The organism is Sphingopyxis sp. JAI108, from assembly GCF_013410105.1.
Taxonomy (GTDB): Bacteria; Pseudomonadota; Alphaproteobacteria; order Sphingomonadales; family Sphingomonadaceae; genus Sphingopyxis; species Sphingopyxis chilensis.
In genome coordinates this window covers 287,452-313,764 of sequence record NZ_JACCCJ010000003.1, presented here as the reverse complement: position 1 = coordinate 313,764, position 26,313 = coordinate 287,452, and the positions used below count along the sequence as shown (strand labels likewise).

The window sequence follows — 26,313 nt, the reverse complement described above, 5'->3', positions numbered from 1 at the left end:
CTGCACCCCCTCATCCACCGGCCGACCACGCCCACCGCAAACAGCAGCTGCCGGGCGATAGATATTAGCTTCCTGAAACCGCGACATGCGTCCGCTCCCTTGCCGGCCTTCCGCCTCCGCTTGCCGGCGCCATCTCGTGCTGCGATGCGCGCGGCGGGCTCGCGGGCCAGGCCGCTCCGCCCAACGTGTCGCGCTTTTCAAACTCCGCCGCGCTCATGCGGAGCACGAGCCCGTCGGCATGGCAGTCGAAAAGCGTCGCCGGCACTGCGCGCAAGCTCTCGTCGACACCGCCCAGGCTGCCCGACGCCACGACGACATAGGAGAGACGGCCGCTCTCGCATTCGATCATCGCGTCGACCGTCTTTCCGATTTCCTCGCCGCGGATGTCGCTGACCGGCAGCCCCGCTAGCGCGCTCGCGGCGAACAGCGAGGGCGAACCGGCGTCGCGGCTTCGTTCGGCGGCACGACGCGCACCATCCTCATATCCGCGCTGGCGTCCGAGCCAGCGCCAGATACCGACGAGATTGACAAGGGTGAGAAAGAGATTGGTCGCGAGCAGGTTGGTCTGCCCGGAGGTAAATCCCACCGCCGACCAGGCAAGCGAGCCGAGAGTGAAGACAACGAAGCCCCAACCGGTGACACGCGCGCCCAGGTTGGCGGCGGTCATCATGGCGGCGATCATCGTCGCGGCGGGCGCGATCAGTCCGGCAGCATCTTCCAAAGACAGCGTCTCCCTGGCCGTGCGCCGCGCCGGTCGGCGCGGCTGCCAGCAAAACCCGCCGCCGCGGCCCGGCGTTCCCGTGCCGCCTCCCAAAGCAACATCGATCAATGCGATTTGCCGCGGGCGCGGGAAGGCGAAGCGCCGTGGGACAGAGGGCAGCGCCACCCCCCCCCCCGCAAAAAAGCGCGACCGGATGAGCCTCTGTGAAGGCGCCTAGGCTTGTTTGCCGGCGAGCTGTTCTTCGGCCACCGCGGCGGCCTCGATGAGGCTCTGACCGGTCCCGCGCGCAGCGGCGGCGGTCATCGTTGCGGCAATGCCGTCGGGCCCGTCGAGCATCACGACGCCATCCTCGGCGGTCGCAACGCCGGGCTCGGTTTCGGGACGCGGCGGGGTAGGCAGGTCAGTCGTCATCGTCGAAGCCTCTGGTCTTGGGACGTGAAAGTTTTGGAATTGTCGATATAGAGATAGGAAGGATCGAACTGTCCGCGCCGTGCGAGCTTCGCCGGATCGAGGATCTCGACCTTACCGTTGCGGAAGGTGCAAAGTCCCTCCTCGCGAAGATGGCGCACGACGCGGTTCACATGGACCGTTGTCAGCCCGCAGATCTCGGCGACATCGGCTTGTGTCAGCCCGAGATTGAACTGACGCCCGTCGCTGAGCCCCGCCGACTGCAGCCGGACGTCGGTTTCGCAAAAGAAATGGGCTACGCGCCCGACCGCATCGAGGCGGCCGAGCCGGAAAAGCCAGGCGCGGTGTATTGCGGCGTCGAGCAGGGTCGCGAACCAGAGCTTGCGCGTAAGTGCGGGCATTTCTTCGGTAATCGCGTCGAGCGCGACATGCGGGACGATCGCGATTGACACCTGGGTCATCGTCCCGACGTCATGATCAAGCCGCTTGAGCGGATAGGCATGGAGGTCGACGAAGTCGCCCGGAAGATGGATGGCGACGAGCTGGCGAAGGCCGTTCCGGTCGTCGAGGTAGCGCGACATGATGCCTTCGACCAGCAAGGTGCTCTGAGCGAGCCAATCGCCGGCGCGGGCGATGATCCTGCGTGCGTCGACGGTTTTCGTCTCGCTGATGGAAGCTTCGAGGCGCGCGCGCTCGCCGGCTTCGAGGCTTACCCCGCGACGGTCTCTCAAGAAGCGATCGGTTAACATGACTGACGTTCCCTGTGCGTCCGAAATGCATGGGCGGACCTGCCCAACTGCGATCGTCCGAAAGCCCGGCAAGCGCCCTCAAGGGAAGCGGAATCGTGATGATCGAGGTTAACTGCAAGCCCGGTTCAGCAACTTTCAAATCGCGAACTCGTTCCATTTGCGGGTTGGGAGGGCGCTACCTGTGCGCCCGCGAGCCCTTCTCATGCCGCCGCAACAACCCGAAAAGCGAGATCAGACATGGCCAAAGCTTCCGCCCCCGCTCCCACATCCTCCGGCAAAACAAAGCAGAAGCTGCGCCGCGGGCAGGATGCTGCATCGATCGCGGGCAAGGACATGGGCGGAGAATCGCCGCGCAAGGCAGCGCTCTTTCCTGCCGATGCTCCGATCACGCCAGCCTTTGGCGAGGACCGCGGCGATGGCGGCGAGACGCATCAGGCGGGCGGCGGCCATGAGGCGCTGACCACACAGCACGGCGTGCCGGTGGCCGACGATCAGAACAGCCTGAAGCAGGGCGGGCGCGGTCCGACCCTGCTCGAGGATTTCCACTTTCGCGAGAAAATCTTTCATTTCGACCATGAGCGTATCCCCGAGCGCGTCGTTCACGCGCGCGGCTATGGCGCCCACGGCTATTTCGAGCTGACCGACAGCCTCGCCGATGTCAGCCGCGCCGATATCTTCCAGCGCGTCGGCGAGCGCACCCCCGCTTTTGTTCGCTTCTCAACCGTCGCGGGCTCGAAAGGCTCGTTCGACCTTGCGCGCGACGTTCGGGGTTTCGCGGTCAAGCTCTATACGAAGGAAGGCAATTGGGATCTTGTCGGGAACAATATCCCGGTCTTCTTCATCCAGGATGCGATGAAGTTCCCCGACCTTGTCCACTCGGTAAAGCCCGAGCCCGACCGCGCCTTCCCGCAGGCGCAGTCGGCGCACGACAATTTCTGGGACTTCGTCAGCCTGATGCCCGAGAGCTTCCACATGATCATGTGGACGATGTCCGACCGCGCGATCCCGCGCTCATTCCGTACGATGGAGGGCTTCGGGGTCCACACCTTCCGGCTGATCGATGCTAAGGGCAGGTCGACCTTCGTCAAATTCCACTGGAAACCGAAGCAGGGGCTACAATCTGTCGTGTGGAACGAGGCGGTCAAGATCAACGGCGCCGACCCCGATTTCCATCGCCGCGATCTGTGGGATGCCATCCAGAGCGGGGACTTTCCCGAATGGGAACTCGGCGTGCAGCTTTTCGACGAGGAGTTCGCCGACCGCTTCGAGTTCGACGTCCTCGACGCGACCAAGCTCATCCCCGAGGAGCAGGTGCCGATCCGCACGATCGGGCGCCTCGTCCTCGACCGTGTCGTCGACAATTTCTTCGCCGAGACCGAGCAGGTCGCCTTTTGCACTCAGAATATCGTGCCCGGCATCGATTTCTCGAACGACCCGCTGCTACAGGGCCGCAACTTCTCCTATCTCGACACGCAGATCAAAAGACTCGGCGGTCCCAATTTCACCCATATCCCGATCAATGCGCCGAAGTGCCCGATGGCGCATTTCCAGCAGGACGGGCATATGGCGATGCGCAATCCCGTCGGCCGCGCCAATTACGAGCCGAACAGCTGGGGGCCCACCGGCGGCGGCCCGCGCGAGGATTCGGCGCGCGGCTTCTCCAGCTTCGCCGAAGAGGCCGACGGCGCAAAGCGCCGCATCCGCCCCGAGAGCTTCGCCGATCATTACAGCCAGGCCCGGCAATTCTATATCAGCCAGACGCCGATCGAGCAGAAACATATCGGCGACGCGCTGGTGTTCGAACTCTCCAAGGTCGAACGGCCCGATATCCGCTCGCGGACCGTGTCGCATCTCGTCAACATCGACCGCGGGCTTGCGGCAACCGTCGCGGACGGACTCGGGCTGCCGCTGCCCGCCCCCGCCAAGCCCGCGAAAAAGCCGCTGACCGACCTTCCCCCTTCCCGGGCGCTCAGTATCCTGCTCAACGGCCCCGCCAGCTTCGCCGGCCGCAAGCTCGGGATCCTTGCGACCGATGGCGCCGATGCGAAACTGTTCAAGACGCTGACCAAGGCGGTCGATGCCGCGGGCGCGGTCTGGCAGCTCGTCGCGCCGAAGATCGGCGGCATTACCTTGTCCGACGGCACGAGCGTCGCCGGCCGCCACAAGATCGATGGCGGCCCGTCGGTGCTGTTCGATGCGGTAGCGCTGCTTGCGAGCGACGACGGCGCGGGACTCCTCGCCGGCGATGCCGCGGCCAAGGATTTCGTGAGCGACGCCTTCGCACATTGCAAGTTCATCGGCTACACCGCCGAGTCAGCGCCGCTCCTTGCTGCCGCCGGGATCGCCGACAAGCTCGACGAGGCCTGCATCCCGCTGGACAAGCCCGGCGATGTCACCACTTTCCTCGACGCCTGCGCCGCGCTGCGGCACTGGCCGCGCGAGGCCGCGGTCGATCTCGACGCGAAGCCGAACGCGGCGAAGCCAAACGCGGCGAAGCCACCAGCAACGACCGGCAGCGACGCACCCGAGGCGAAACCGGGTTCGAAGGCCTCGCGGTAAAGCGATGCAAGGAGGAGAAGCTTGCCCGGGTTTCGCGGTCGACCGGCTCGTCTTCGGTCCCGATGACGTCGACCTGTCCCGCTCGCCGCTCGCAGGGCAGCTCGGGCGCGAGACCTATGTGCTCGGCGCGTTCAACCCCGGGTTGTTGCGGCTCGATAATGGCAATCTGCTGATGATGGTGCGGGTCGCCGAAGCGCTCCGCCAGCCGGTCGAGAACGGTCATGTCCATTCGATCCGGTGGGAAGCGGGCCGCTACAAGATCGATGCCTGGCCGCTCGAGCTTTGCGATACGGCGGACCCCCGAAAGTTCATGGTGCGCGGCGGCAGCTGGCGCGTCATGGCGCTGACCTCACTATCCTGGCTGCTTCCCGTCGAGCTGTCTCCCGACGGGCTCGGCGTGGTCGCGGTCCATTATGACAAGGCGGTCGATCCGGGCGCGGACTTTCAATGCTATGGCGTCGAGGACGCCCGCATCAGCCGCGTCGGCCAGCGCTGGCTGATGACGACCTGTTCGGTCAGCCCCGAGCGGCACTCGACGACGCTCTACAGCTCGCCCAACGGCCTCGACTGGACATTCGAGGGCATCGTCCTCGATCATCAGAACAAGGACATGCTGATCTTCGAGGGGCTGATCGACGGCCGCTACTGGGCGCAGACGCGGCCGCTCGGCGATCTCTACTTCGCCTATCCGCCGGGATCGGCGTGGCGCGCGGGACCCTCGATCAACCTCGCGACCTCGCCCGATGCCTTGCACTGGAAGCCCTATGAGGCGCCCGGCATCCGTCCGCACGCCGACACGGTCGCGACCGCGCGCATCGGCGGCGGCGCGCCGCCCATCCGCACCGATGCGGGATGGCTCACGCTCTGGCATGGGGTCGAACCCAAGGAGATCGTCGGCATTTACCGCACCTACTGGTCGCTCCTCGATCTCGACGATCCCTCGGTGGTGCTGCGCACCGATCATCGTCCGCTCCTCGAGGCGAACGCAGAGCTCACGCGTCCGCTCGAGGACAAACTCTATATTCGCGACGTGGTCTTCACGACCGGCATCGCCGACGGGGGCGATCACTATATCGTGGCCTCGGGCGAGGCCGACCTCGCCTGCCGTATCACCCATATTCCGAAGGCATGTTTCGGTGACTGACCAGCGCGTGAAGACGCGCCGCGACGTCCCGCTGACGCCCGATCTCGTCCGCGTTCGCAGCGACCTTGCCGCCGCCGCCCCGATCGTCTCGCACCGGCTCGGCGATCTTTCGCTCGATCTTGCGGCAGGCGAGGAAGCCCTCTGGCTCTTCGTCCGGCGCGCCGACGCCGGCGGCATCGCGCTGCGTGCAGCCGCCTGGCCGGGCGAGGCGAAGCTCCGGCGCGCGGAGCGCGCGGGCGGAGAACTCGCCCGTGTCCAAATCGAAAGTGCGCTCGGCGAGCATGAGGTCATTCTCGCGGCGCAAACCGGGCCGCTCCCCTGCCTCCGCCTTGCCTCGACGCTGCGGCCCTCGGCGCCGCTTCTGCTTCCGCAGGGGAAGCGCGATCTCTATCCGTTCGACGCGAACGGGGATCCGCTGGGGACGCGCGGCACCGTCGAGGCGGTGCAGCGCGGTCTCAACGCCGGTCTGCTCTACGGCGAACTTGCCGACCCTGCCTTCGGCACCTTCTTCTACTTCCAAAATTTTACCGCGCTCAATCCCTATTTCCGGGCGACGGGCACCAATCCCGAGGCCGCAGTGGGAGGCATCTGGCCCGAGCTCGGCTTCCGCCTTCCCGGCCGGACACCCCATATCATCGACGACGCCGCGCCGCTGGAGGGGGGCACAAATTATACTTTGAGCGATGCGCGGCTCGTCGTTCGCGGCGGCGCTCCGGCGGACGAGCGCGACAGCGCGCGGCGGTTCCTCCAGATGCTGGGCGCCGCCTATCGATCGATCGCCCTGCCTCCGACCGAATATCGCGACTGGCGGCGGCGAGCCGAGAAAACGGCGCGGGATCTCGGCACCGCACCGGAGGCGACGGTGCGCCATTATGGGCATCGCTACGTGCACCCTTATACGAACGCCGAATATCCCGACGCGATGGTGCAGATGTCGATCGTGCAGGCTCTGCACGAGTGGGGAAAATGGCGGGGCGAGCCTCACCCCCTCGAGGACGAGTTCAAGGCGGGACTCGGCAGGTTCTACGACAGAAAGCTCGAGACGCTTCGCCGCTATCTGCCCAATGTCGGGGACGACAAGGATGCCGACGCCGTCGATAGCTGGTATCTCTACCACCCGCTCTTGAACCTCGGAAAGCTCGCGCTCGACGGCGACGCGAAGGCGCGGCGGCTGTTCCTGAAGTCGCTTCCTTACGCCATCCGCGCCGCGCGGCACTTCGCGTACAAGTGGCCGATCCAGTACAAGATCGCCGATTTCTCGGTCATCACCGAAAGCGCCGGCGCCGATGGCCGGGGGCAGACCGATGTCGGCGGCATCTATGCCTGGGTAATGCTCGAGGCCTTCGAGCTGACCGACGAGAAGCGCTATCTCGACGAGGCATGCGCCGCAATCGATGCGGCGGTCGGCCTCGGTTTCGACATCAACTATCAGGCGAACCTGACCGCCTGGGGCGCCGCCGCCTGCATGCGGCTGTGGCGGGTCACCGGCCGCGATGTCTACCGTGAGCAGAGCTATGTCTATCTCGCGAGCTTCTTCCATCACACCGAGATCTGGGAAAGCGAGATCGGCCTTGCGGTCCACCACCGCAATTTCCTCGGCGCGACCTGCCTGCAGGACGCGCCCTATATGGCGATCTACGAATGTTTCGACAGCTTCGCCGCCTTCGAACATTATCTTGCCGACAGCGGGCCGGACGTCGAGCCCGCGGCCCGCATGCTGATTTCGGAATATTGCCGCTATGCGCTCGACCGGGCCTGCTATTATTATCCCGACGCGCTCCCCGCCGATGCCATCGCGGACGAACAGCGCCCCGGCAACGGTCATGTCGATCCCGCCCTCTCCTTCCCGCTTGAGGATCTCTATGCCGACGGTCAGCCCGCCGGCCAGGTGGGGCAGGAAATTTATGGCGCCGGCGCCGCCTTCATTTTCGCGACCCGCGCCTTTCACCGCATTGAGGAGGCGCCTTTCGACCTCTATTGCGATCATTTCGTCCGCGCCCTCGAACGGATGGGGCCGGCACGGCTGTCGCTTCGCCTCGATGGCGGCGAAAACTGCACCGCGCGGCTCAGTCTCGTCCGGAAGCGCCGGCGCACGCTTCCCGCGGTGCGCATCGCTGCGGCGGACGGCGACGCGATCCGCCCCGATTGCAAAAGCGACGTCCGCCTCGACTTCCTCGTTCCGGCAAGCGGCAGCCTTGTCGTCAGCTGGGATTGAGGCGGCCGCAGCCGGCCCCGGTCGCAAACTGCGCAACATTTGTTAATCGGCGCGATGCGGCGGCAACTTTGGCGCCGCCCCCCCGTTGCCCTGACAGGCTCCCGGATTTTCCCGCGAAGAAGGAGACAGATCATGGCACAGGCAATGACGGCACCCCGCCGTTTGTCGGGGTTTGGAAAACTTCTCGGTATCGGCGTCCTCGGGGCGCTTTTCTGGTTCACGCGCAAGCAGGGGCCCGTGGATACGAAGGCCGACAGCCACTCGGCCGCATTCGCCGACGGGGAAACGCATGCCGAAAATTTCGATCAGACCCGCTCGGCGGGGCCGGATGGCATGCGCGACGAGGTTCGGCGCGATTGGGACCGCGTCGACCAGGCCGCCGACGAATCCTTTCCGCAGCGACCCGCCGGCAACATATTGAGGCGATGACGATGAGCGCCCGCCTCCCGAACGACACCGCAGCGATAGCATCGGGCGCCGGTCCGGCGCCATCGCAAAAGTCGACGCTCATGCTGCACTATGAAGATGATGACATAGGCCTTGAGAAGCGCCTCCTCTTCGAAGCGGCCACCCCGGCGGCGGCGCTCGAAATCGCCGCGGGAGAAGCGGCTGGGCGCCACGCCCGCCTGTTCGTCGACGGCACGCCGCTCTGCAGCCTGCTGAAGGCCGACGAGGACAATCCCTATTGGATCATCGCCACGTCGGCGGGCCCACCGAACTATGCCCTCGACTCAGCATCTCCGTTTCCCGAGGATCTGACATGATCGATGAAGCAGACGCCCATACCGAGGCTCCCGAGATCAAGGGCCGCCGCGCGATCATCACCGGGGGCACGACCGGTATCGGCCGCGCGATCGCGGTTCTCCTCGCGAGCTATGGCGTGAAGGTCTTTATCTGCGGCCGTACGCCCGAACATCTGGACGACGCGTTGCAACGCATCCGCGAAGTGGGCGATGGCGACGGCATCAATGTCGATCTTTCGGTGGCGGAGGATGTCGACCGGTTTTTCGAAAGCGCCAGAAAGTTTCTGGGCGATATCGACATCGCGGTGATCAACGCCGCGGTGCCGGCGGCAGCGCTCGCCGACGCGGGCGAGAGCGAGGCGCGTTATCAGCTCGAGACCGACTTCACCGCCTATCTCGTCTGCGCCCAGGAAGCGGCGCGTTGCATGTCGGCAGGCAGCGACATCATCGTCATCGGATCGATGACGGCGGTTTCGCGCGGTCCCGGCAGTTCGGTCTACGTCGCGGCCAAAAGCGGCATTCAGGGCTTCGTCCAGTCGTTTCGCAAGGAACTCGCCGAGCAGGATATCAAGGTCGGGCTGATCGAGCCGGGGTTTACCGGCGCCGACTTCCAGTATCCCGAATTCCCGCCCGAAAAGCAGAAGGAACTGATCGGCAAGCATCAGATGCTCCGGGCCGAGGACATAGCTGTCGCTGCTCATTTCATGCTCGTCCAGCCGCGACGCACCGCGGTATCGCTCATCCGCGTCGAGACGCGGCTCGACCATCCCTGATATCCCGAAGGAGCCCTCCCATGTCCCTCAACCTATTCAAGAATGCGCGCGGCCCGGTCGATAATCCCGCCCTCCTGCTCGGTGCGGCAGCGGCAGGTTTCGCCATCGGCCTCGTCGCCAACCTCGGCCGAAAGGCAGCGGTGCAGAGCTTGACCGCGCTCAAGGGACAATGGGACGAGGGCCTGAAGGCCGAACACCGGCTGACGATGAAGCTCTTCGATGCGCTCGAAGCCACCGATGAGAGCGAAACGCGTAAGCGCAAGGCGCTCCTCGTCCAGCTCCAGCATGCGCTCGCGAAACATGCGTTCGAAGAAGAGAATGTCGTCTACCCGGCGATGCGCGACCATGGCCAGATCGAGGACGCCGACAAGCTCGTCCACGATCATGGCTATGTGAAGCAATATCTGTTCGACCTTTCCGAAATGGACGCTGCCGATCCCGCGTGGATAACCAAAGTCCTCGAATTTCGCGCCGAGATCGAAGCGCATGTCGAGGAAGAGGAGCAGCGTCTGTTCCCTCGCCTCAGGACGGCGCTGGGCGACGACGGCAACAAACATGTGACGGCAGTGATGAACAAGGCTGGATTTGCCGCAGCCTGAGCGCCATAGGCGGGCCTGAGGCTCGCCGGATCGCCATGTGTCGTGGTGCAGTGACGAAGGTGCGAGGGCCGTAACGAAACCCCAGGCAGACTTGCGAGTTGCCGAAGGTGGGAGAAGTTGGATGCCCCGTTATTATTTCCACAGCAGCAGCGGCCAGCGCGAGCTCGACGATGAAGGCGTCGACCTTCCCGATACGGCCGCGGCGCGGGTCGAGGCGGCACGCTATGCGGGCCATCTCCTCGGTGACAATCCCGAACTGATCAACGATGTCGATACGCTCCGGATCGAAGTGACCGACGAAGATGGCTGCCTTTGCTGCGCGGTGCTGATCGCGTCGGTCGATGCCCGGCGGAAGATCGAGCGTCCCGCGCCACCGAAATAGGCCGCCTCGTCTCCTAACTCATGCTCGCGAGCAGCCGATCGATCGGCGTCGTGGCAAAACCGATCGCGCTGTCCGAAATACCGTAAGGAATGAACAGATCATCGCCGACGCGCATCGCGCCGCAGGTGTAGACCACATTGGGCACATAGCCCTCGCGGTCGCTCTCGGCGGCCGAGAGGATCGGGCATTCGGTGCGCGCCAGCAGCTTGGTCGGATCGTCGCGGTCGAGGAGCGCCGCGCCCAAGCTGTATTTGCGCATCGCGCCGACGCCGTGGGTGAGGAGGATCCACCCCTCGTCGCATTCGATCGGGCTGCCGCAATTGCCCATCTGGACAAGTTCCCAGGCGAAGGCCGGCCGCATGAGGATCTGACCTTCGTCATCCCAGTCGGTGAGGCTGTCGGAGGCGATGATCGTGATATTCTTGCCGTCCTGCCGCGCGATCATCAAATATCGTCCGCCGACCTTGCGGGGGAATAAGGCCATTCCCTTGTGGCGCGCCGCGCGTCCCCGAAGCGGTTCGAGCGAAAAGCGCGAGAAATCGGTGGTCCGCAGCAATTCCGAGCCGATCGCCTGTCCCGAATAAGCGGTATAGGTACCGATATATTCTCTCCGGCCGTCGTCATGGACGAAGGGTAGGAGCCGCAGATCCTCGATACCGCCGCGCTGCGCCTCGGTCATCGGGAACAGGACGCTGTTCGAGATGGCGCTATCGGGTTGGCGGTGGACGGTGACCCGGTCGGCCGCCCCCAGCCGATGCCGGTCGTCGGCAACCGCCGCCATCGCGGGACCCGATTGCGGCCACAAAGTGAAGTCGCCGCCCTCTCCGATGATCCCCTCGCGGAACGCGACCGAGCTGATATGGCCCTCGCCGACCGCGCGCATCGACATGATGAAGCGCTGCTGATCAGGCGCGAGACCGCTCTGGTCGGGGTGCGGTACGACGCTCGGGTTCATGAGCGCGGCCGCGGCATAGCTATATTCGTGGCAGAAATAGGCGCCGATCAACCGGCGCTTGACCGGGGAGACACCCGCGGGCTCGAGCGCGAGATCCTCGGCCACCTCGGCGAAGCGCTCGTCGAAGATGCGCCCGATCTGCCAGTGGCGTTCGGAAAAATCCTTCCACACGAGCCCGAGATGCGCCTCGGCCTCCTCCTCGTCCATCGCGACGATGTCGGCAGCAAGCTGCGCCGCGCGCGAGGGCTCGGAGACGTTCGATTGCCAGGCGAGGTGGAAGGGCCTGAGCACGACCCGCGCGGGGTCGGCAGCAAGCTTCTCATGAAGAATGTGCAGCGGCGTGTGGTTCGGATTGCAGATCAACATCGCTCGCGCCGGTATCCTTCGCTGTCCCCCGCGTCCAGAATGTATCGGCCATCGCGCGGTGCGCAAGGTGAAAAGCCAGCGCGGACTCGGCCCCGACATTCGAGTTGACGCCGTGACGGGTCAGCCCGTCGCAGCAGCGCCCGGTCGCCGAGTTCGCGATCACCGCGCCGCGGTCGTTCGCGCCGAGGAACCAGCCATAGGCCCGCTCGGCGCGGTCGTGCCAGCGCAGCTTGCCCGTCATCCGGTACGCGGTGGCGGCGGCATCGACCGTCGCCCAGGCTTCGAGCGGCTGTTGGTCGAAGGGAAAAAGCTCGCCCTCGGCGCCGAAGCCTTCGCAGCCCATCGGGCGGAAATGTCCTTCGCTGCTCGTCTGGATGTCGCACAGCCAGTCGAGCGCCCCGATACCGGCCTCCTCGAGCGGGACCGAGCCGAGCCGCCGGCCTGCGCGCAGCAGCGCGTCGGCAAGCCGCGCATTATCATAGGCAAGCACGGACTCGAACCACTCCCAGCCGCTCCGCCGCGCGCTCTTCCAGAGCGCATGGAGAAAGGCGCCGCCGCGCTCGACAATCACGCGCGCCTCGCTATGCTCCGGTTCTCGCTCCAGCAGTTCATCGGCGCCGAGCAGCGCGAAGGCGATAGCCCGCGGGCTCTTGAGGCCGGCGGCGAGCGGCGCGGTACGCGTGAACAATTCCGCGCACCAGCTCCTGTGCTCCTGCGAGCGCGCGTGCGCCGCGCCATGGCCGAGCGCCCAAAGCGTGCGGCCGTTGCTGTCCTCGGAGCCTTCGTCCTCGAGCCAGCGCCGGTCATAGCCCATGAAGTTGCGGAAGCGGCCGCGGTCGGGATTCCAGCCGTGGTGGAGGAAGGCGGCGTAACGCGTGAAGAGCAGACCATATTCCTCCTCGCCGAGCGACGGGCTCGCGTTGACAAGCATCAGCGCGCGCGCATTGTCGTCGATGCAATAGCCATGGTTCCGGTCGGGAATGAGCCCCGTGCCATGCTGGAGAATTCCGACATCGTCCGACAGCGCGCGGATCGCGGCGAAGGAGGGAAACATCCGCCGCGGCTCACGCCGGGCAGGCGCCGCCGCCACATCTTCGATCAGCGTTGCGAAGCGCGCCGCGATCGCCGGCCAGGCGGTCAGCCGGCCGCGCGCATAGGCGCGCTCCTGCATGGCGCACCGTTCGCCGGGGTGCGCGAGCAGCAGCAGCACCGCCTCGGCGATCGCGTCGCTGTCGGTGCCGGCAAGCAGGATGCCGACATCCTCGGCGAGCAGCTCGCGCGCATGGACGAAGGGCGTCGAGACGACCGCGCGGCCGAGCGCCACGGCATAGGCGAGCGTGCCCGATGTGATTTGCGCGAGATTGGGATAGGGCGCGAGATAAATGTCGCACAGCTCGATCTGTTCGAGCAGTTCGGGCAGGTCGAGAAAGCGGTTCTCCCAGGCGATATTGTCCGCGACGCCGAGCTCTTCGGCAAGGTCGGCGAGGCTCTGCCGATAGGCCTCGCCCTCGGCAGCGACAAGATTGGGATGCGTCGCGCCGACAATGCGGTAGAGGATGTCCGGATATTGCGCGGCGATCGCCGGCAGCGCGCGGATCGCCGCTTCGAGCCCCTTGCCCGGGCCCAGAAGCCCGAAGGTCGAGACGATCGGACGCTCGCCAAGCCCCAGCCGCTCGCGCAGCGGCGAACGCTCAGAAAAGGCCCGGTCGGGGGTGCCATGCTCGATGAGCTCGATGCGCTCGGCCTTCGCGCCATAGACGCGGATCAGTGTGTCGCGACCGAACGCGCTCATCACGACGAGCTTCGCCGCCTTCGCGACGAGATGCTCCATCACGCGCCGCTGGTCGGCGCCGGGCTCGGCGAGGATGGTGTGGAAGGTGACGATCAGCGGCGCCGCCACCCGGTCGACGAGTCCCAGGACCAGATCGCCTGCCGGCCCGCCGAAGATGCCGAATTCATGCTGGAGCCAGACCGCGTCGGCGCCGCTCGCATTGATCGCCTCGGCGGCGGCGCGATAGGCGTCGGCGTCGCCTTCCCCGATGCCGGCAGCGGCGGCGGCATCGCTCGCATCGCCGGCCCGCACCGCCATCGCATAGACGTCTATCGCCATGTCGGGCCGGGCGGCTTTGAGATGATCGTAGATGTCGGCGGTGAAGGTTGCGATTCCGCACTGGCGCGGGCGGAAGCAGCCGATGAGCGCGAGCCGGCGCGTGCGCGCCGCAATCCCGGCGACGGGACCGGCATGGCGGCTCTCTTCATTGTCGAATGCGGTAAGGAAGCTGGTCTCGCTGTCGAATTTCATCGTCGTGCCTTCTGTCCGGTCCCCCCGAATGAAGATCAGGCGCGCGCATCAACCTATCCTTCATCCCAGCGAACTGGTCGATCAGGGAATGGCCGACCCCGAAGGGCGTGCCCGGTGTGGCAGGAGAAGCGTGTCGCCTGAAAGCCCAACGCGCCCCTCCGCGCACGGTTGCCGCCCCGCCCGCAACAATCGCCATGATCCATGTTAACCCCGGCAACCGGGCGTCAGCCGCTCGCGTTGGCAGCAGGACCCCAGCCAAGGACAAGCATGCCGCGCGCCCTCCTCCTCCCTTCCGGCCTTTCCCCTTCCGGCCCCACCATCTCCCTCCCCGCCGCCGCGTCCGCGATCGCTGTCCGGAGCGCGCTGTCGCTGCGCCATGCAAGGCCGGCGCCTTGACCTCCGCTTCGCTGCGGGTGCTCGAACGCTCGGTCTATGCGGGTCCCCACCTCTACGGCCGGCGTCCGATGATCCGGATCCGCGTCGATCTCGGGATGCTCGACCGCTATCCCAGCGATCGCTTGCCCGGCTTCGCCGAGGCGCTGCAAACGCTGCTGCCGGGCCTTGCCGACCATGGCTGCAGCTATAGCGAGGCCGGCGGCTTCCTCCGCCGGCTGGCCGAAGGTACGTGGCTCGGCCATATCATCGAGCATGTCGCAATCGAGCTGCAAACGTGGGCCGGCGCAGCGATCACCAGGGGCAAGACGCGCCGGGTGCGCGGCAAGCCGGGCCAATATGACATTCTCTACTGCTATGCCGACCAGACGAGCGGCCTTGCCGCCGGGCGCGCCGCGATCGAACTGGTGGACGCGCTACTTCCGTCCGCGCTGCAAGGGGCCGCAGGCCTCGACCGCATCGCCCCTGCGCTGGACGGCTCCCCGACCGACATAGCGACGCGGCTGAGCGCGCTTCGAACGCTCGTCCGCAAGAACAGACTTGGCCCCAGCACCGCTGCGCTCGTCGCCGAAGCGCGGCGGCGGCATATTCCGGTTTTCCGGCTCGACAAGGCAAGCCTCATCCAATTCGGCACCGGCCACCGCCAGCGTCGCATTCGCGCGAGCGTCACCGGCGCGACCTCGCTGATCGGCGCCGAACTTGCCGCCAATAAGCAGGCAGCGAAGGAGATGCTCGCGAGCATCGGCATCCCGGTGCCGCCCGGAGAAGTTGTGCGAACGATATCCGAAGCCGAACGCGCCGCCGCGAAGCTCGGGTGGCCGGTCGTCGTCAAGCCGCTCGACGGCAATCAGGGCCGCGGCGTGACCACGGGCGTCGCCGACGGCGCTGCGCTTCGCGATGCCTTCGTGCGCGCGCAGGCTATCGCACCGCGCGTCATCGTCGAGCGCCAGCTCAACGGCGCCGATCACCGCATTCTCGTCGTCGGAAACGACGTGGTCGCCGTCGCCGAGCGCATCGCCGCGCATGTCATCGGCGACGGCACGACAAGCATCGCGGCGCTGATCGAGGCTGTGAACGACGATCCACGCCGCGGCGCCGGCCATGAAGCGGTTCTCACCCGGATACGCGTCGACGCCGCGCTCGAAGCCTTTCTCGCCGAGGCGAACCACACGCTCGCGAGCGTGCCCGCCGCGGGCGAGACCGTCATGCTGCGCGGCGCCGCCAACCTCTCGACCGGCGGGAGCGCGATCGACCGGACCGATGCCATCCATCCCGACAATGCAGCGATCGCGATCGACGCCGCCGCCGCGCTCGGCCTCGACGTCGCCGGCATCGATATGATCGTCCCCGATATTGCCCGGAGCGTCCGTGCGACGGGGGGCGGTATCGTCGAAGTCAATGCCGCCCCCGGGCTGCGCATGCATCTCGCGCCTTCGGAGGGGACGGCGCGCGACGTCGCGCGGCCGATCATCGCCTCGCTCTTTCCGAAGGGCCGCAAGAGCCGGATACCCGTTTTCGCCATCACCGGGACGAACGGCAAGACGACGACGGTCCGCATGCTTGCGCGGATTCTGGAACGACACGGCCTCACTACCGGCTTCACCTGCACCTCGGGCGTCTACGTCGGCGAGACCCGCAGCGCTGCGGGCGACGCGAGCGGCCCCAAAAGCGCGCGCATGCTGCTGCGCCATCCCCGCGTCGAGGCGGCGGTCCTCGAGACCGCGCGCGGCGGCATGCTGCGCGAAGGCCTTGCCTTCGACGCCTGCGACGTCGGCGCGGTCCTCAATGTCACACCCGATCATCTCGGCCTCAAGGGCATCGACACGCTCGCCGATCTCGCGCGCGTGAAGGCGATCGTCGCCCGCAACGTCAAGAAGAGCGGCGCCTGCGTGCTCAACGCCGCCGACCCGCTCACCGTTCGCATGGCGCGCCGCGCCCGCGGCCGCATCGTCTGGTTCACCGGCGGCGCGGCAGCCGACGCGCTGGCACCGATAGAAGCGCATCGGGCAAACAGCGGACTGGCGGTGAGCTGCGAGCGCGGAACGCTAATGCTCCACCGGGGCGGCGAGACCCTGCCGATCATTTCCGTTGCGGCGATCCCCGCGACGCTGAAGGGCGCCGCCCTCTTCAATGTCGAGAATGCTGCCGCCGCGGCCGCAATGGCGGCCGCCTATGGGATTGCGCCCGCAACGATCGCCGCCGGCCTCGCATCCTTTCGTCCGAGCTTCGAGGATTCGCCGGGGCGTCTTAGCCTCTCCGAGGCGCATGGCGTGCGGATCGTCGTCGATTATGCCCATAACCGCGCCGCGCTCAACGCGCTCGCCGACCTGCTTGCGTCAATGCGCGGTGAGACAGGAGCCCGGGTGATCGGAATGATCGGCATTCCAGGCGATCGGCGCGACTGCGATCTCGTCGAAATCGGCGCCCTCTCGGGCGGGATGTTCGACGTCCTGATGTTGCGCGAGAATGTCGACCTGCGCGGCCGCCCGCCCGGCGAAGCCAATGCCCTGATGCGCCAGGGCGCCCTCGAGGCGGGGCTCGACGCGGACGCGATCGGCCTCCACGACGGCGAGTATGACGCCGCATCGGCATGCCTCGCCGCCGCGCGCCCCGGCGACATCGTCGTGCTCACCCCGACCGACGTCGATGGAATATGGAGGCTCGTCGAAGCCTGGGCTGCGGGCCCCGGTCCGCAGGACGCCCGATTGCGGCAGGCGGCGCATGGCTGAGGACCGCTGGGCGATCGCCGTCCATGGCGGTGCATGCGACATCCCTGCCGACCTGCAGGCGCCGCGCCGCGAAGGATGCGCAGCGGCAGCCAAGGCCGGCGCGATGATCTTGGCAAGCGGCGGCAGCGTGCTCGATGCGGTCAAGGTCGCGGTTTGCCTGCTCGAGGACGATCCTGCGTTCAACGCGGGCGGGGGATCGGTGACAAATGCCGATGGCGAGGTCGAGATGGACGCCGGCATCATGGACGGGGCCACGCTCGATGTAGGCGCCGTCGCATGCGTGCGCTCCCTCTATAATCCCGTCGAAGCCGCGCATGCTATGTTGCGCGAGCCGCCTGTCCTCCTTGTCGGCGCCGGCGCCGAGGCATTCGCAAGATCGCGCGGGATCGCAGAAGCCCGAGCGGGCATGCCCCTGGCGACGCCGGGCGGACGCGGTCACGATACCGTCGGCTGCGTTGCCCGCGACCGCAAGGGCCATGTCGCCGCGGCGACGTCCACCGGCGGGCTGGCGGGCACGCTCGCCGGCCGCGTCGGCGACGCACCGCTTCCTGGCTCGGGCTTCTATGCCGAGGACGGCATTGGCGCGGTATCGCTGTCGGGCGACGGCGAGGCGATCGCGCGGACACTGCTCGCCGCGCGCGTGATGCGCGCGCTCGAAACGGCGGACGCCAGCGCGGCGGCCGAGGCGATCTTCGCCCCTATGGCGCGTCTCGCAGCCGAGGCGGGCGTCATCCTCCTCGACCGCGAAGGCAGGGTCGGGATCGCGCACAACAGTCCGCATTTTGCCGCTGCCTTTGTCCGCGAGGGCATGGAGCCGGTGTCCGGCATCGTGTGGAAGGAAAATAATGGCTGATAGGCCCGGCCCCTTGTTCGTGATCGGCGGCCATGAGGACAAGGATGGCAGCCGCGAGATACTCGGCGCCGTCGCGGCGGAGCTCGGCGAAGGCACGCTCGTCGTCGCGACAATCGCGAGCGCGAAGCGGGATGGATATTTCGAGACCTATTGCGAAGGCTTTGCCCCGCTGGGTGTCGGCAACCTCGTCGAGTTCTATCTCGATGACCGAGACCAAGCCCATGACGCTTCGCGTGCCAAACTGATCGAAAAGGCGGCAGGCATCTTCTTCACCGGCGGCGACCAGTCGCGCCTTATGACCCTCATCAAGGATACGCCGGTCGAAACGGCCGTTCGCGCGCTCCACGAACGCGGCGGGCTTGTGGCAGGGACGTCGGCGGGGGCGTCGGCGCAAGGCGAGACGATGCTCGTCGGCGGCGGCGGCGATGCGACGCCGCGTTTGGGCGACATCGACCTCGCGCCGGGGCTCGGGCTGGTTCCTGCCAGCATCATCGACCAGCATTTCGCCGAGCGTGGTCGCATCGGGCGACTGCTCGCCGCGGTCGGCCAGCGTCCCGATTGTCTCGGCATCGGGATCGACGAGAACACGGCGCTTCGGATTGAGGGCAGCATCGCGCGGGTGATCGGCAGCGGCGGCGTGACGATCGTCGACGCGTCGCGGGCGAGCCACTCCAACGCGGCAGGCGCCCGTGCCGGCGAAATATTGTCGCTTCACGGCGTGACGCTGCACGCACTGGGAAGCGGCGACTGCTTCGATCTGGCCGCGCGCCGTCCCGCAAGTTAGGCTGCGCCGAAGTGCTCAGGGTGCCGGGCTGCGCCCCGAGAAGGGACAACGCCAATCGGGTCCGACGGCCCGCCCCGAATATTGCCGGGCCTCCGACACATCGCCGTGACGCGCGAGCATCGGGTTCGCGCTGCCCGCCAGGGCGACATCGCGCGCTATGATCTTGCCGCGCATCGTCTCGTAGACGTTGGTCTCGCGCAGCTTTTCGAACTGGTCGTGAAGATTGAATACCAGCGCCGGTCGCTCGAACCGCCGCGCGGGACGGCTCGCGCGCGGATGAAGGCCAACGACGAAAAAGGCCTCGCCGCCGAAGCTCAGCGAGAAATGCGGATCCTCGGGACTGTGGCTGACGCGCGGATCGGGGGGCTGGCCAGCCCAGTCGTCTTTGCGGCTCAGCGATTCAAGCCGCTCCCAAAGGCATGTCTCGAACGCTTCCTCGTCGAGCCCGCCATCCTCCTCGAATATCACAACGAGCGAATGGAAGAGGCTTGGCGACCGCGCGTAGCTCCAGGCGAGATCGAGAAGATTGGGGTAGATGCGCAGATCGTCCCAAGCCGAGCGCATGTCGCGGGCGACGACGAAACGGATCTGCTGCCGCGCCAGTGCGGACTTCGCCCCGACGCACGGGAAGTCAGCTGCACGGATGAAGGCCTGAAAGCGTTGCGCGAGCGAGTGGGAACTGTCGTCGGTTGGCGGTAGCATGCTGCAGAAACCGACCCGTCTCGCCGCAGTTGCAGCAAGTTAACCTGGGTTGCGTCGATTTCGCCGTCGTCTCGCAGCGGCCCAATCGGCCAGTTGTCGCCGTCCGGCGGGGAGATCGATTCACAATGGACGAACTTGCACAACACAGGCTTGCCCTGACGCTACGGCGGGCTATGCTTGCTCTGCATCGGGCAAGAAGGCGCACGGTGCCGGGTCGTAAGAAGCCTTGTCGGAAAGCCTTGTGAATATCCCATCCGCTGCCGGGTGGCCGACGCGTATGTCCAGGCCCTCGGGCTAAAGGCGGCGGCGCATATTTCCGAATATGTTCTTACCATTCCGGCAGACTCGCTTTCCGGCTCGACCGGTAGGCGAAATGGAATGGACTTTGACGACGCCCCTTCGGCAGGCCGCGGCCTGCCGTCAGGCACTCCCCTTCCCCCCGACGATTGGGCCGGCCACGGCCACGAAGCGCGAATGGAAGATCTCTATGCTTCACATCACGCCCGGGTCGCAGGCATCTTCCGGCGCAATGTGCCGCCACAGGACGTGCCCGATCTCGTCCAGGAGACCTTTCGGAGGCTGATGTCGGCCAAGGGCTATGGCGCGGGCTTTCTCGAGGCGCCCGCAGCCTATCTTGCGACCGCCGCGCGCAGCATCCTCAAGAACCGTTCGCGCTCGGGTGTGCGCAGCCAAGTCCAATCCCATCACAGTTTCGAGGATCAGCAGCACCCGGGACCCGATCCACACGCGGTTCTTGAGCAGCGCGACCTGCTGCGCCGAGCGGAGGACGCGATCGCTGCGCTCGATGCCGCCACAAGGGATGTTTTCCTGATGCACAGGCTCGATGATCTCAGCTACTCCGAGATTTCCCGAATCAAGGGCATGAGTCTGAAACGCGTGGAAAGACATATCGCCAAGGCCCTGAAAGCGATCCGCAAGGCACGAGACACCCAGCCGTGAGGCGCGGGGACAGCGAGGCGGCCGACTGGGCCGCGAAGATGCACGGTACACCGACCGACAAGGACCGTGCGGCCTTCGATGCGTGGCATGCGCGGCCGGGACATGCCGAAGCCTATGTTATGGCGGAGGAGCATTATATGCTCGGTGCCAGCATGTCGCGCCAGCGGATCGGCGCCAGGGCTCGCGAGAATGCTAGCGCGCCGGGAAGGCTCCGCTGGGCCGTCGCTACGATCGCGGCAGCCGGCATCGCTCTCGGCTTTGCCTGGCATTTCAAGAATGGCAGAGATGTCGAGCAGATTGCCGCCGGGCCGATGCTGCCGAGCCAGCTTCGTCTCGCCGACGGCACGACGGTCACTTTGATGGACGGCGCCTGGGCCGAGCCGCAGTTCAGCGAGACCGAGCGCCGCGTCCGGCTGCACGGCGGCCGCGCGCGCTTCGATGTCGCGCACGATGCCGCGCGGCCGTTCATCGTGGTCGCGGGGCGATCAGAGACACGGGCGATCGGGACCGTTTTCGAGGTCGACGTCCGGTCGGCAACGCCGCAGGTCAGGCTGATCACCGGGTCGGTCGAAGTCCGGCTCGGCGGTTCCGCCAAGGCGATCCGCCTTGCGCCCGGCGAGCGAGCTGAAGTCCCCGACAGCGGACCGCGCCTGCTGCCCGAGATGACGAGCCCGGTCGGAACGACGATGCTCGCGGCCGACAATCTGCCGCTCGGTGCGATTCTCGACGCCGCGAACAAGTTGGCCGGCAAACCGATCCGTCTCGCCGATCCTGCCCTCGCCCAATTGCCCGTCGCCGGCCGCTTCGACGTCGCGGACAGCGAAAGCCTCGCCCGCAAGCTCGCCGCGGCGCTCGACCTCGCCGTCGACGATCGCGGCACCGAAATCATCCTCGGCAAAAAATAATTCCTGCACGCAGGGGGGAATATCGTCCCCCGGTGTTTTGCATCCCCGGACGGCCATCGGAGGCCGCCTTTGGGGAGGAAGAATGAAAGCCAAGCTTTTCGCTGCGATGCTCGCATCGAGCACCGCCGCCATCGCGATTCAGGTGCCGAGCGCGCAGGCGCAGACGCGGGCCGCGCAGCAGACGTACAATATCGCGCCGCAGGATCTGGCCACTGCGCTGCAACGCTATTCACAGGTCTCCGGCCGCGAGGTGATAGCCTCCGGCACGCTCACCGCCGGCAAGCGCAGCGGCCGCGTGACAGGCCGCCTCACGCCGGATGCTGCCCTGTCGCGCCTCCTTTCCGGCACCGGCCTTTTCGCCGAGATCGTCGATGGCGCGCTCGTGATCCGCTCGGGAAACGGCGATGCAGCGGAGCCCGGCTCGACTGACACCCATCGCGAGGAGGCTATCATCGTCACTGGCTCGCGCATTCGCGGGCGCGGGCCAGCGGGCTCTCCGCTGTTAGCGATCGATCGCGACACGCTCGATCGCAGCGGCCGGGCGACCCTCGCCGACTTCATCCAGACAATTCCGCAGAATTTCTCGGGCGGCCCAGCCGAGGCCAATGTCGGAACCTCGGCGCGTGGCAACGCTGCGAGCAATATCGGCTACGGGACCGGCATCAACCTGCGCGGCCTCGGCACCGGATCGACGCTGACCCTGCTCGACGGTACCCGCCCCGCGCTCGGCGGCGCCTCCGGCGCGTTCGCAGACATTTCGACCCTGCCCTCGCTCGCAGTCGAAAGGCTGGAGATCCTGACTGACGGCGCGTCCGCCATTTACGGCTCGGACGCGGTCGCCGGAGTGGTCAATGTCCGTTTCCGCAACCGCTTCGAGGGTGCCGAGACACGCCTGCGGGTGAGCTCCGCGGATGGCGACTATAGCGAATATCAGCTTGGCCAGATCGTCGGTACCGGTTGGGCGACAGGGCATATCGTTGTAGCGGGCGAATATTATCGCCGCGGGAGCCTTGGCTCGGAGGAACGCGCGTTTGCGACCGAGGATCTGCGCCCTTTCGGCGGACCCGACCTTCGGTCCAATCTCGCCAGCCCGGGCACGATCGTCGCCGCGAATGGCCAGCGCTTCCTTATTCCGCGGGGGCAGGATGGCACCGCGCTCACCCCTTCTCAGCTCATTTCGAGCAGCGACTTCCGGCGGAGCGACGCGCGGCGCAATGTCGATATCCTGCCGCGGCAGGAGAGTTTCAGCCTCTATGCGAGCGGCGAGCAGGCGCTCGGCGATCATATCTCCCTGTTTGCGCGCGGCCTCTATGCGGAGCGCCACTTCGAGGCGCGGCGGCGGGTGATCGGCGCCTCTCCGCAGGTCGTGGGTCCCGACAATCCCTATTATGTCGACCCCATCGGAACCGGCGAAGAGATCATCGTCTATTATGATCCAACCGCCAACTTCGGACCCGAGGGCGTGCGCGGAACCGTCAAGGCGCTCAACACGAGCTTCGGCGCACGCGCCGACATCGGCAGCTGGAATATCGAGCTCTCGGGCGGCTATGGGCGCCAACGCGAGGGTTATGACGGGGTCAATATCGTCCACCTCCTCCGTCTGGCCCGCGCCATTGCCGCGAGCGACCCGGCGCAGGCGATCAATCTCTTCGGCGACGGTGCAGTCAACGACCCGGCGCTCATCGACAGTCTGCGCGGTAGCATCTCGGTCCGCACACGCTACGAGAATTGGACCGCGGCGCTGCGCGCCGACGGATCACTCTTCACCCTGCCCGCGGGGGCCGTGAAGCTCGCGATCGGTGCAGAATATCGCCGCGACAGTCTCGACTATCTGCAAAGCTTCGACCTCGTCACCGACGGGCCGCTCAGCTTCGGCATCGACGGGCTGCCCGACAAGAGGATCGTGAAGGCAATCTATGGCGAGCTGGCTATTCCGGTCTTCGACGCAGGAGAGAGTTTTCCGGGATCGCTGACCTTTTCCGCAGCGGGCCGATATGAGCATTATTCGGACGTCGGCGACACCGCCAACCCCAAGCTCGGCGCGCGATGGGAGCCGTTGCCGGGTCTCGCGCTCCGCGCCTCCTACGGTCGCTCGTTCCGGGCGCCCTTCTTCGACGAACTCGTCGGCACGGCGAATGCCTTCTATCAAACTTTCTATCTCAACGATCCTACCTCGCCGACTGGCCAGACGGCGGTCCTGCTGCTGTCGGGTTATCGTCCCGATCTCGGCCCCGAAAAGGCGACGAGTTGGACCGCGGGCATCGATTTCGAACCGCGCTTCCTCCCCGGTGCGAAGCTCAGCCTAACCTATTTCGATATCCGCTATCGCGATCGCATCGCCTCGGCGACCAGCTTTCTCCAGCAGTTTCTCGTCCGCCGCGATATTTATGGCGGTATGATCGACGACACACCCGATCTGGCGGAAGTCGCCGCCTACTTCGCCGATCCCAACTTCTTCAATGCGATCGGGATCCTGCCGGGCGAGGTCAGCGCGATCGTCGATGGCCGGACACGCAACCTGTCGCGTTCGACGGTCCAGGGTCTCGACTTCGACCTCGGCTATGTGAAGCCCCTCGTCGATGGCAGCATCAATCTTTCGCTCGGCGGGACGCGGCTGTTCACGATCGATAATCGGATCACAGATAGCGCGCCGCGCAACAATGTCGCGGGCACCCTCGGCGCTCCGGTCAAGCTGCGGTTGCGCGGCCGTGCGGGCGTGGTTCTTGGTGCCTTCGACGGCGGCATCGCGGTCAATCATGTCGCAAGCTATCGCAATCTCACGGTTACGCCCGCCGAGCGCGTGAAAAGCTGGACGACGGTCGACCTGCAGCTGGGCCTTCGCATCGGCGAAGCGCAAAAGGCAAACAGGGCCCGCTCGTTCCGCCTGGCATTCAGCGTGAACAATCTCTTCGACACGGATCCGCCCTATGCGCAGTTCCGATCGACCGGCGTCACGATCGGCTACGACCCCGAGCAAGCAAGTGCGATCGGGCGGAGCCTTGCCCTGCAGGCGATCATCGGGTGGTGATCGCCGCATCATTGATCGTCTCGGTGGTGCCGGCGGTGGAGGCGCGGGCTCCCACCCGCACCCCCATTACCGCCCGCGACCTGACCGAAGCGGCCGACATCATGGGTCCGAGCCTGTCTCCCGATGCTAGCCGCGTGGTCTTTCGGGTAACGCGTCCATCGGTCAGCGCCAACGACACCCGACTCGACTGGTATGTGGCCAAGGTCGAAGGCGGAGCCGCCATCCATGCCGGGACCGCCGGCACGGTGCGGCACGACGGCGCTGGATCGGTCGCCGAACAGGTGCCGGTTTGGGATCCCGATTCCAAGGGGTTTCGCTTTCTCGCGTTGGTCGATGGCGTGGTAGCGATCTGGCACTGGCGCGAGGGAACCGGAATGGCGCGCGAGGTTGTCGATTCTGCGGATATCACTGGCTTCGAGCTGTCCCCTGACGGGCAATCGCTCCGCTACACGACAGGGGCGACCCGCGCCGAGGTGCTGGCGGCCGAGAAGAGCGCCTATGAGGACGGGGTGCTCGTCGATGACAGCGTCGACCTTGGCCAAGCGGTTGCGGGCGGAAAGATCGAGGACGGACGGCGCATATCGCAGCGGTGGAATCGCAACTGGTTCGACCGCGCGCGCATCCTGTGGGACGCCCCGAAAAAGGAGACGGTCGTCGAGCTCGGTCCCGAAGAATCGGACAGAGCGGCGAAATTCCGAACAGCTTCGGGTCAGGATCGGACGATCCGGCTTCCGGACGGCGGCAAGGCAGAGATTGATGCAAGCGGCGCTGCGCAGCTTGTGAAAGTGACGCTGGCCGATGGCCGGCTCATCGCGTGCAGCGCCCAACCCTGTACGTCGCCAAGGCTCGCCGCCGTCGCGGCGCGACCGGGCCACGACATGCTCATCCTTTTCGAACGAGATGCCGGGTCGCGCGAGAAAATATGGCTGTGGCGCATCGGCGATCGAACCGCCCGCTTCCTTACCGCGACCGAAGGCGCCGAACGAACGCCGATCTGGCAGCCACGATGCGCGGTCGCGAATGAAGCTCTTGTCTGTGTCGAGGCGAGCGCTATCACGCCCCCGCGCCTTGTCCGGATCGCCATGTCCAACGGCAGTCGCAAGGTGATTTTCGATCCCAACGCCAACCTTCGGACGCGGATCCGGGCTGTGGCCATCCCGATGCGCTGGCCGAACGGGCATGACGGCATATTCCTGCGCCCTCAGCAGGCGACCGGACCGCTTCCGCTCGTCATCCAATATTATCGCTGCGCCGGATTCCTCAAGGGTGGCGTCGGCGACGAGATCCCGATGCTGCCGCTCGTCGAGCACGGGATCGCGGTGCTGTGCATCAACGGCCGTCAGCCGCTCGACGGCGAGACGATGGAAGCCGGTTATGCTCTGGCCGTGTCGGCGATCGGCGAGGCTATCGACGACCTCGCGGCGAAGAAGCAGATCGATGCCTCCAAGGTGGGGATCGGCGGTTTGAGTTTCGGGTCGAGCGTCGCGCTCTGGGCGGTCCGCAAGACCAAGCGCTTTGCGGCCGCAACGATCTCGTCGGGACAGGTCGGCGCTCATTATTACTGGTCGAATGCCTTTCCCGATCGCGGGTTTGTAGGCATCTTTCGGCAGTTCTGGCAGGCTGGAGATCCGGACACCGACCCGGGGCGCTGGCGTATTCTATCGGCTGCTGCAGACGCGAAAGCAATCGACACGCCGCTTCTGATGCAGGCGCCAGAGTCCGAGGTTCGCAATCTCGTTGAGCTCAACACCAAGCTCAGGCTGGCAGGCAAGCCAGCCGAACTCTTCGCGTTCGCGGACGAACTTCACATCAAATATCAACCTGTCCACAAGCGGGCTGTCTACGAACGAAACCTCGACTGGTACCGCTTCTGGCTGAAGGGCGAGGAAGATCCCGACCCGGCCAAGCGGGCACAATATATACGCTGGCGCAGTCTTCGCGCGGGGCAATCCTTGCAAGCTCCCGCGCCGTAGGTTCGTGCCGGGCGTCGTTCCCCGGCGCGCGCCCGGCACGGCCTCTGGCTGCCGATTCCCCATGCGCCGA

The 26,313-nt window shown here is 66.2% G+C and carries 20 protein-coding genes and 1 pseudogene; 15 read left to right on the top strand and 6 right to left on the bottom strand.

Annotated elements, in window-relative coordinates; genetic code table 11:
- Positions 1-64: 64 nt before the first annotated feature.
- From HDC29_RS16185 to HDC29_RS16175, 3 genes are all read right to left on the bottom strand, one after another.
- Positions 65-721 carry a PRC-barrel domain-containing protein gene (locus tag HDC29_RS16185; protein ID WP_306455594.1) on the bottom strand — a complete coding sequence of 219 codons (657 nt, stop codon included), beginning with the start codon at positions 719-721 and terminating at the stop codon, positions 65-67.
- A 213-nt stretch (positions 722-934) separates the two neighbouring features.
- A complete protein-coding gene (locus tag HDC29_RS16180) occupies positions 935-1,132 on the bottom strand; it encodes a hypothetical protein (protein WP_179499308.1) in 198 nt (65 codons plus the stop codon).
- On the bottom strand, positions 1,129-1,878 hold the full coding sequence (locus HDC29_RS16175) for a Crp/Fnr family transcriptional regulator (protein WP_179499307.1): 750 nt from the start codon (positions 1,876-1,878) through the stop codon (positions 1,129-1,131). The genes HDC29_RS16180 and HDC29_RS16175 overlap by 4 nt, the downstream gene beginning before the upstream one ends.
- Before the next feature lie 333 nt (positions 1,879-2,211).
- Here HDC29_RS16175 and HDC29_RS16170 point away from each other — a divergent pair.
- From HDC29_RS16170 to HDC29_RS16135, 8 genes and pseudogenes are all read left to right on the top strand, one after another.
- Positions 2,212-4,335, top strand: a pseudogene (locus HDC29_RS16170) (catalase); the annotation flags it as partial.
- A 106-nt stretch (positions 4,336-4,441) separates the two neighbouring features.
- Entirely contained in the window at positions 4,442-5,581 is a 1,140-nt protein-coding gene (locus tag HDC29_RS16165; protein ID WP_179499306.1) for a glycosidase, read from the top strand.
- Positions 5,574-7,796: a hypothetical protein gene (locus HDC29_RS16160; protein WP_373562822.1), complete on the top strand. Its 2,223-nt coding sequence runs from the start codon at positions 5,574-5,576 to the stop codon at positions 7,794-7,796. The genes HDC29_RS16165 and HDC29_RS16160 overlap by 8 nt, the downstream gene beginning before the upstream one ends.
- A 132-nt stretch (positions 7,797-7,928) precedes the next feature.
- Positions 7,929-8,225, top strand: coding sequence for a hypothetical protein (locus HDC29_RS16155; RefSeq protein WP_179499305.1), 297 nt, complete (start codon positions 7,929-7,931; stop codon positions 8,223-8,225).
- Between the two features lie 2 nt (positions 8,226-8,227).
- A complete protein-coding gene (locus HDC29_RS16150) occupies positions 8,228-8,560 on the top strand; it encodes a hypothetical protein (protein WP_179499304.1) in 333 nt (110 codons plus the stop codon).
- On the top strand, positions 8,557-9,312 hold the full coding sequence (locus HDC29_RS16145) for an SDR family oxidoreductase (RefSeq protein WP_179499303.1): 756 nt from the start codon (positions 8,557-8,559) through the stop codon (positions 9,310-9,312). Before HDC29_RS16150 ends, HDC29_RS16145 begins: the two co-directional genes overlap by 4 nt.
- A 20-nt stretch (positions 9,313-9,332) precedes the next feature.
- Positions 9,333-9,911: a hemerythrin domain-containing protein gene (locus HDC29_RS16140; RefSeq protein ID WP_179499302.1), complete on the top strand. Its 579-nt coding sequence runs from the start codon at positions 9,333-9,335 to the stop codon at positions 9,909-9,911.
- A gap of 121 nt (positions 9,912-10,032) precedes the next feature.
- Entirely contained in the window at positions 10,033-10,293 is a 261-nt protein-coding gene (locus HDC29_RS16135; protein ID WP_179499301.1) for a hypothetical protein, read from the top strand.
- Between the two features lie 13 nt (positions 10,294-10,306).
- Here the strand turns inward: HDC29_RS16135 and HDC29_RS16130 are convergent, their stop codons facing one another.
- Both HDC29_RS16130 and HDC29_RS16125 read right to left on the bottom strand, forming a co-directional pair.
- Complete coding sequence (locus HDC29_RS16130; protein WP_179499300.1) at positions 10,307-11,614, bottom strand: glycoside hydrolase family 130 protein; 1,308 nt, start codon at positions 11,612-11,614, stop codon at positions 10,307-10,309.
- Positions 11,568-13,916, bottom strand: coding sequence for a glycosyltransferase family 4 protein (locus HDC29_RS16125; RefSeq protein WP_179499299.1), 2,349 nt, complete (start codon positions 13,914-13,916; stop codon positions 11,568-11,570). The genes HDC29_RS16130 and HDC29_RS16125 overlap by 47 nt, the downstream gene beginning before the upstream one ends.
- A gap of 392 nt (positions 13,917-14,308) precedes the next feature.
- On the opposite strand from HDC29_RS16125, the gene cphA reads away from it, so the two are divergent.
- Genes cphA through HDC29_RS16110 form a run of 3 tightly spaced genes read left to right on the top strand, consistent with a single transcriptional unit; the run spans position 14,309 to position 18,675 of the window.
- Complete coding sequence (cphA, locus tag HDC29_RS16120; protein WP_257018331.1) at positions 14,309-17,038, top strand: cyanophycin synthetase; 2,730 nt, start codon at positions 14,309-14,311, stop codon at positions 17,036-17,038.
- Positions 17,031-17,891 carry an isoaspartyl peptidase/L-asparaginase family protein gene (locus HDC29_RS16115; RefSeq protein WP_179499297.1) on the top strand — a complete coding sequence of 287 codons (861 nt, stop codon included), beginning with the start codon at positions 17,031-17,033 and terminating at the stop codon, positions 17,889-17,891. The genes cphA and HDC29_RS16115 overlap by 8 nt, the downstream gene beginning before the upstream one ends.
- Positions 17,884-18,675, top strand: coding sequence for a cyanophycinase (locus HDC29_RS16110; protein ID WP_179499296.1), 792 nt, complete (start codon positions 17,884-17,886; stop codon positions 18,673-18,675). The genes HDC29_RS16115 and HDC29_RS16110 overlap by 8 nt, the downstream gene beginning before the upstream one ends.
- Positions 18,676-18,690: 15 nt before the next feature.
- Here HDC29_RS16110 and gntA read toward each other — a convergent pair whose 3' ends face one another.
- Positions 18,691-19,377, bottom strand: coding sequence for a guanitoxin biosynthesis heme-dependent pre-guanitoxin N-hydroxylase GntA (gntA, locus tag HDC29_RS16105; protein ID WP_179499295.1), 687 nt, complete (start codon positions 19,375-19,377; stop codon positions 18,691-18,693).
- 378 nt (positions 19,378-19,755) lie between these two features.
- Here gntA and HDC29_RS16100 point away from each other — a divergent pair, with 378 nt between their 5' ends.
- The 4 genes from HDC29_RS16100 (at position 19,756) to HDC29_RS16085 (ending at position 26,243) form a co-directional block, all read left to right on the top strand.
- Positions 19,756-20,337 (top strand): RNA polymerase sigma factor, encoded by a 582-nt coding sequence (locus HDC29_RS16100; protein ID WP_179499294.1) that lies wholly within the window; start codon positions 19,756-19,758, stop codon positions 20,335-20,337.
- Positions 20,334-21,242 (top strand): FecR domain-containing protein, encoded by a 909-nt coding sequence (locus HDC29_RS16095; RefSeq protein WP_179499293.1) that lies wholly within the window; start codon positions 20,334-20,336, stop codon positions 21,240-21,242. Before HDC29_RS16100 ends, HDC29_RS16095 begins: the two co-directional genes overlap by 4 nt.
- 82 nt (positions 21,243-21,324) lie before the next feature.
- Positions 21,325-24,270, top strand: a complete 2,946-nt coding sequence (locus HDC29_RS16090) for a TonB-dependent receptor (protein WP_179499292.1) — start codon at positions 21,325-21,327, stop codon at positions 24,268-24,270.
- Positions 24,267-26,243, top strand: coding sequence for an Atxe2 family lasso peptide isopeptidase (locus HDC29_RS16085; RefSeq protein WP_179499291.1), 1,977 nt, complete (start codon positions 24,267-24,269; stop codon positions 26,241-26,243). Before HDC29_RS16090 ends, HDC29_RS16085 begins: the two co-directional genes overlap by 4 nt.
- The last annotated feature ends 70 nt before the right edge of the window (positions 26,244-26,313 follow it).

Bases quoted from the DNA above. Each gene is read 5' to 3' on its own strand.
- HDC29_RS16140 (WP_179499302.1), top strand. From the start codon at position 9,333: ATGTCCCTCAACCTATTCAAGAATGCGCGCGGCCCGGTCGATAATCCC.
- HDC29_RS16090 (WP_179499292.1), top strand. From the start codon at position 21,325: ATGAAAGCCAAGCTTTTCGCTGCGATGCTCGCATCGAGCACCGCCGCC.
- HDC29_RS16180 (WP_179499308.1), bottom strand. From the start codon at position 1,132: ATGACGACTGACCTGCCTACCCCGCCGCGTCCCGAAACCGAGCCCGGC.
- HDC29_RS16130 (WP_179499300.1), bottom strand. From the start codon at position 11,614: ATGTTGATCTGCAATCCGAACCACACGCCGCTGCACATTCTTCATGAG.
- HDC29_RS16100 (WP_179499294.1), top strand. From the start codon at position 19,756: ATGGACTTTGACGACGCCCCTTCGGCAGGCCGCGGCCTGCCGTCAGGC.
- HDC29_RS16165 (WP_179499306.1), top strand. From the start codon at position 4,442: ATGCAAGGAGGAGAAGCTTGCCCGGGTTTCGCGGTCGACCGGCTCGTC.
- gntA (WP_179499295.1), bottom strand. From the start codon at position 19,377: ATGCTACCGCCAACCGACGACAGTTCCCACTCGCTCGCGCAACGCTTT.
- HDC29_RS16110 (WP_179499296.1), top strand. From the start codon at position 17,884: ATGGCTGATAGGCCCGGCCCCTTGTTCGTGATCGGCGGCCATGAGGAC.
- HDC29_RS16150 (WP_179499304.1), top strand. From the start codon at position 8,228: ATGAGCGCCCGCCTCCCGAACGACACCGCAGCGATAGCATCGGGCGCC.
- HDC29_RS16135 (WP_179499301.1), top strand. From the start codon at position 10,033: ATGCCCCGTTATTATTTCCACAGCAGCAGCGGCCAGCGCGAGCTCGAC.
- HDC29_RS16145 (WP_179499303.1), top strand. From the start codon at position 8,557: ATGATCGATGAAGCAGACGCCCATACCGAGGCTCCCGAGATCAAGGGC.
- HDC29_RS16115 (WP_179499297.1), top strand. From the start codon at position 17,031: ATGGCTGAGGACCGCTGGGCGATCGCCGTCCATGGCGGTGCATGCGAC.
- HDC29_RS16175 (WP_179499307.1), bottom strand. From the start codon at position 1,878: ATGTTAACCGATCGCTTCTTGAGAGACCGTCGCGGGGTAAGCCTCGAA.
- HDC29_RS16155 (WP_179499305.1), top strand. From the start codon at position 7,929: ATGGCACAGGCAATGACGGCACCCCGCCGTTTGTCGGGGTTTGGAAAA.
- HDC29_RS16125 (WP_179499299.1), bottom strand. From the start codon at position 13,916: ATGAAATTCGACAGCGAGACCAGCTTCCTTACCGCATTCGACAATGAA.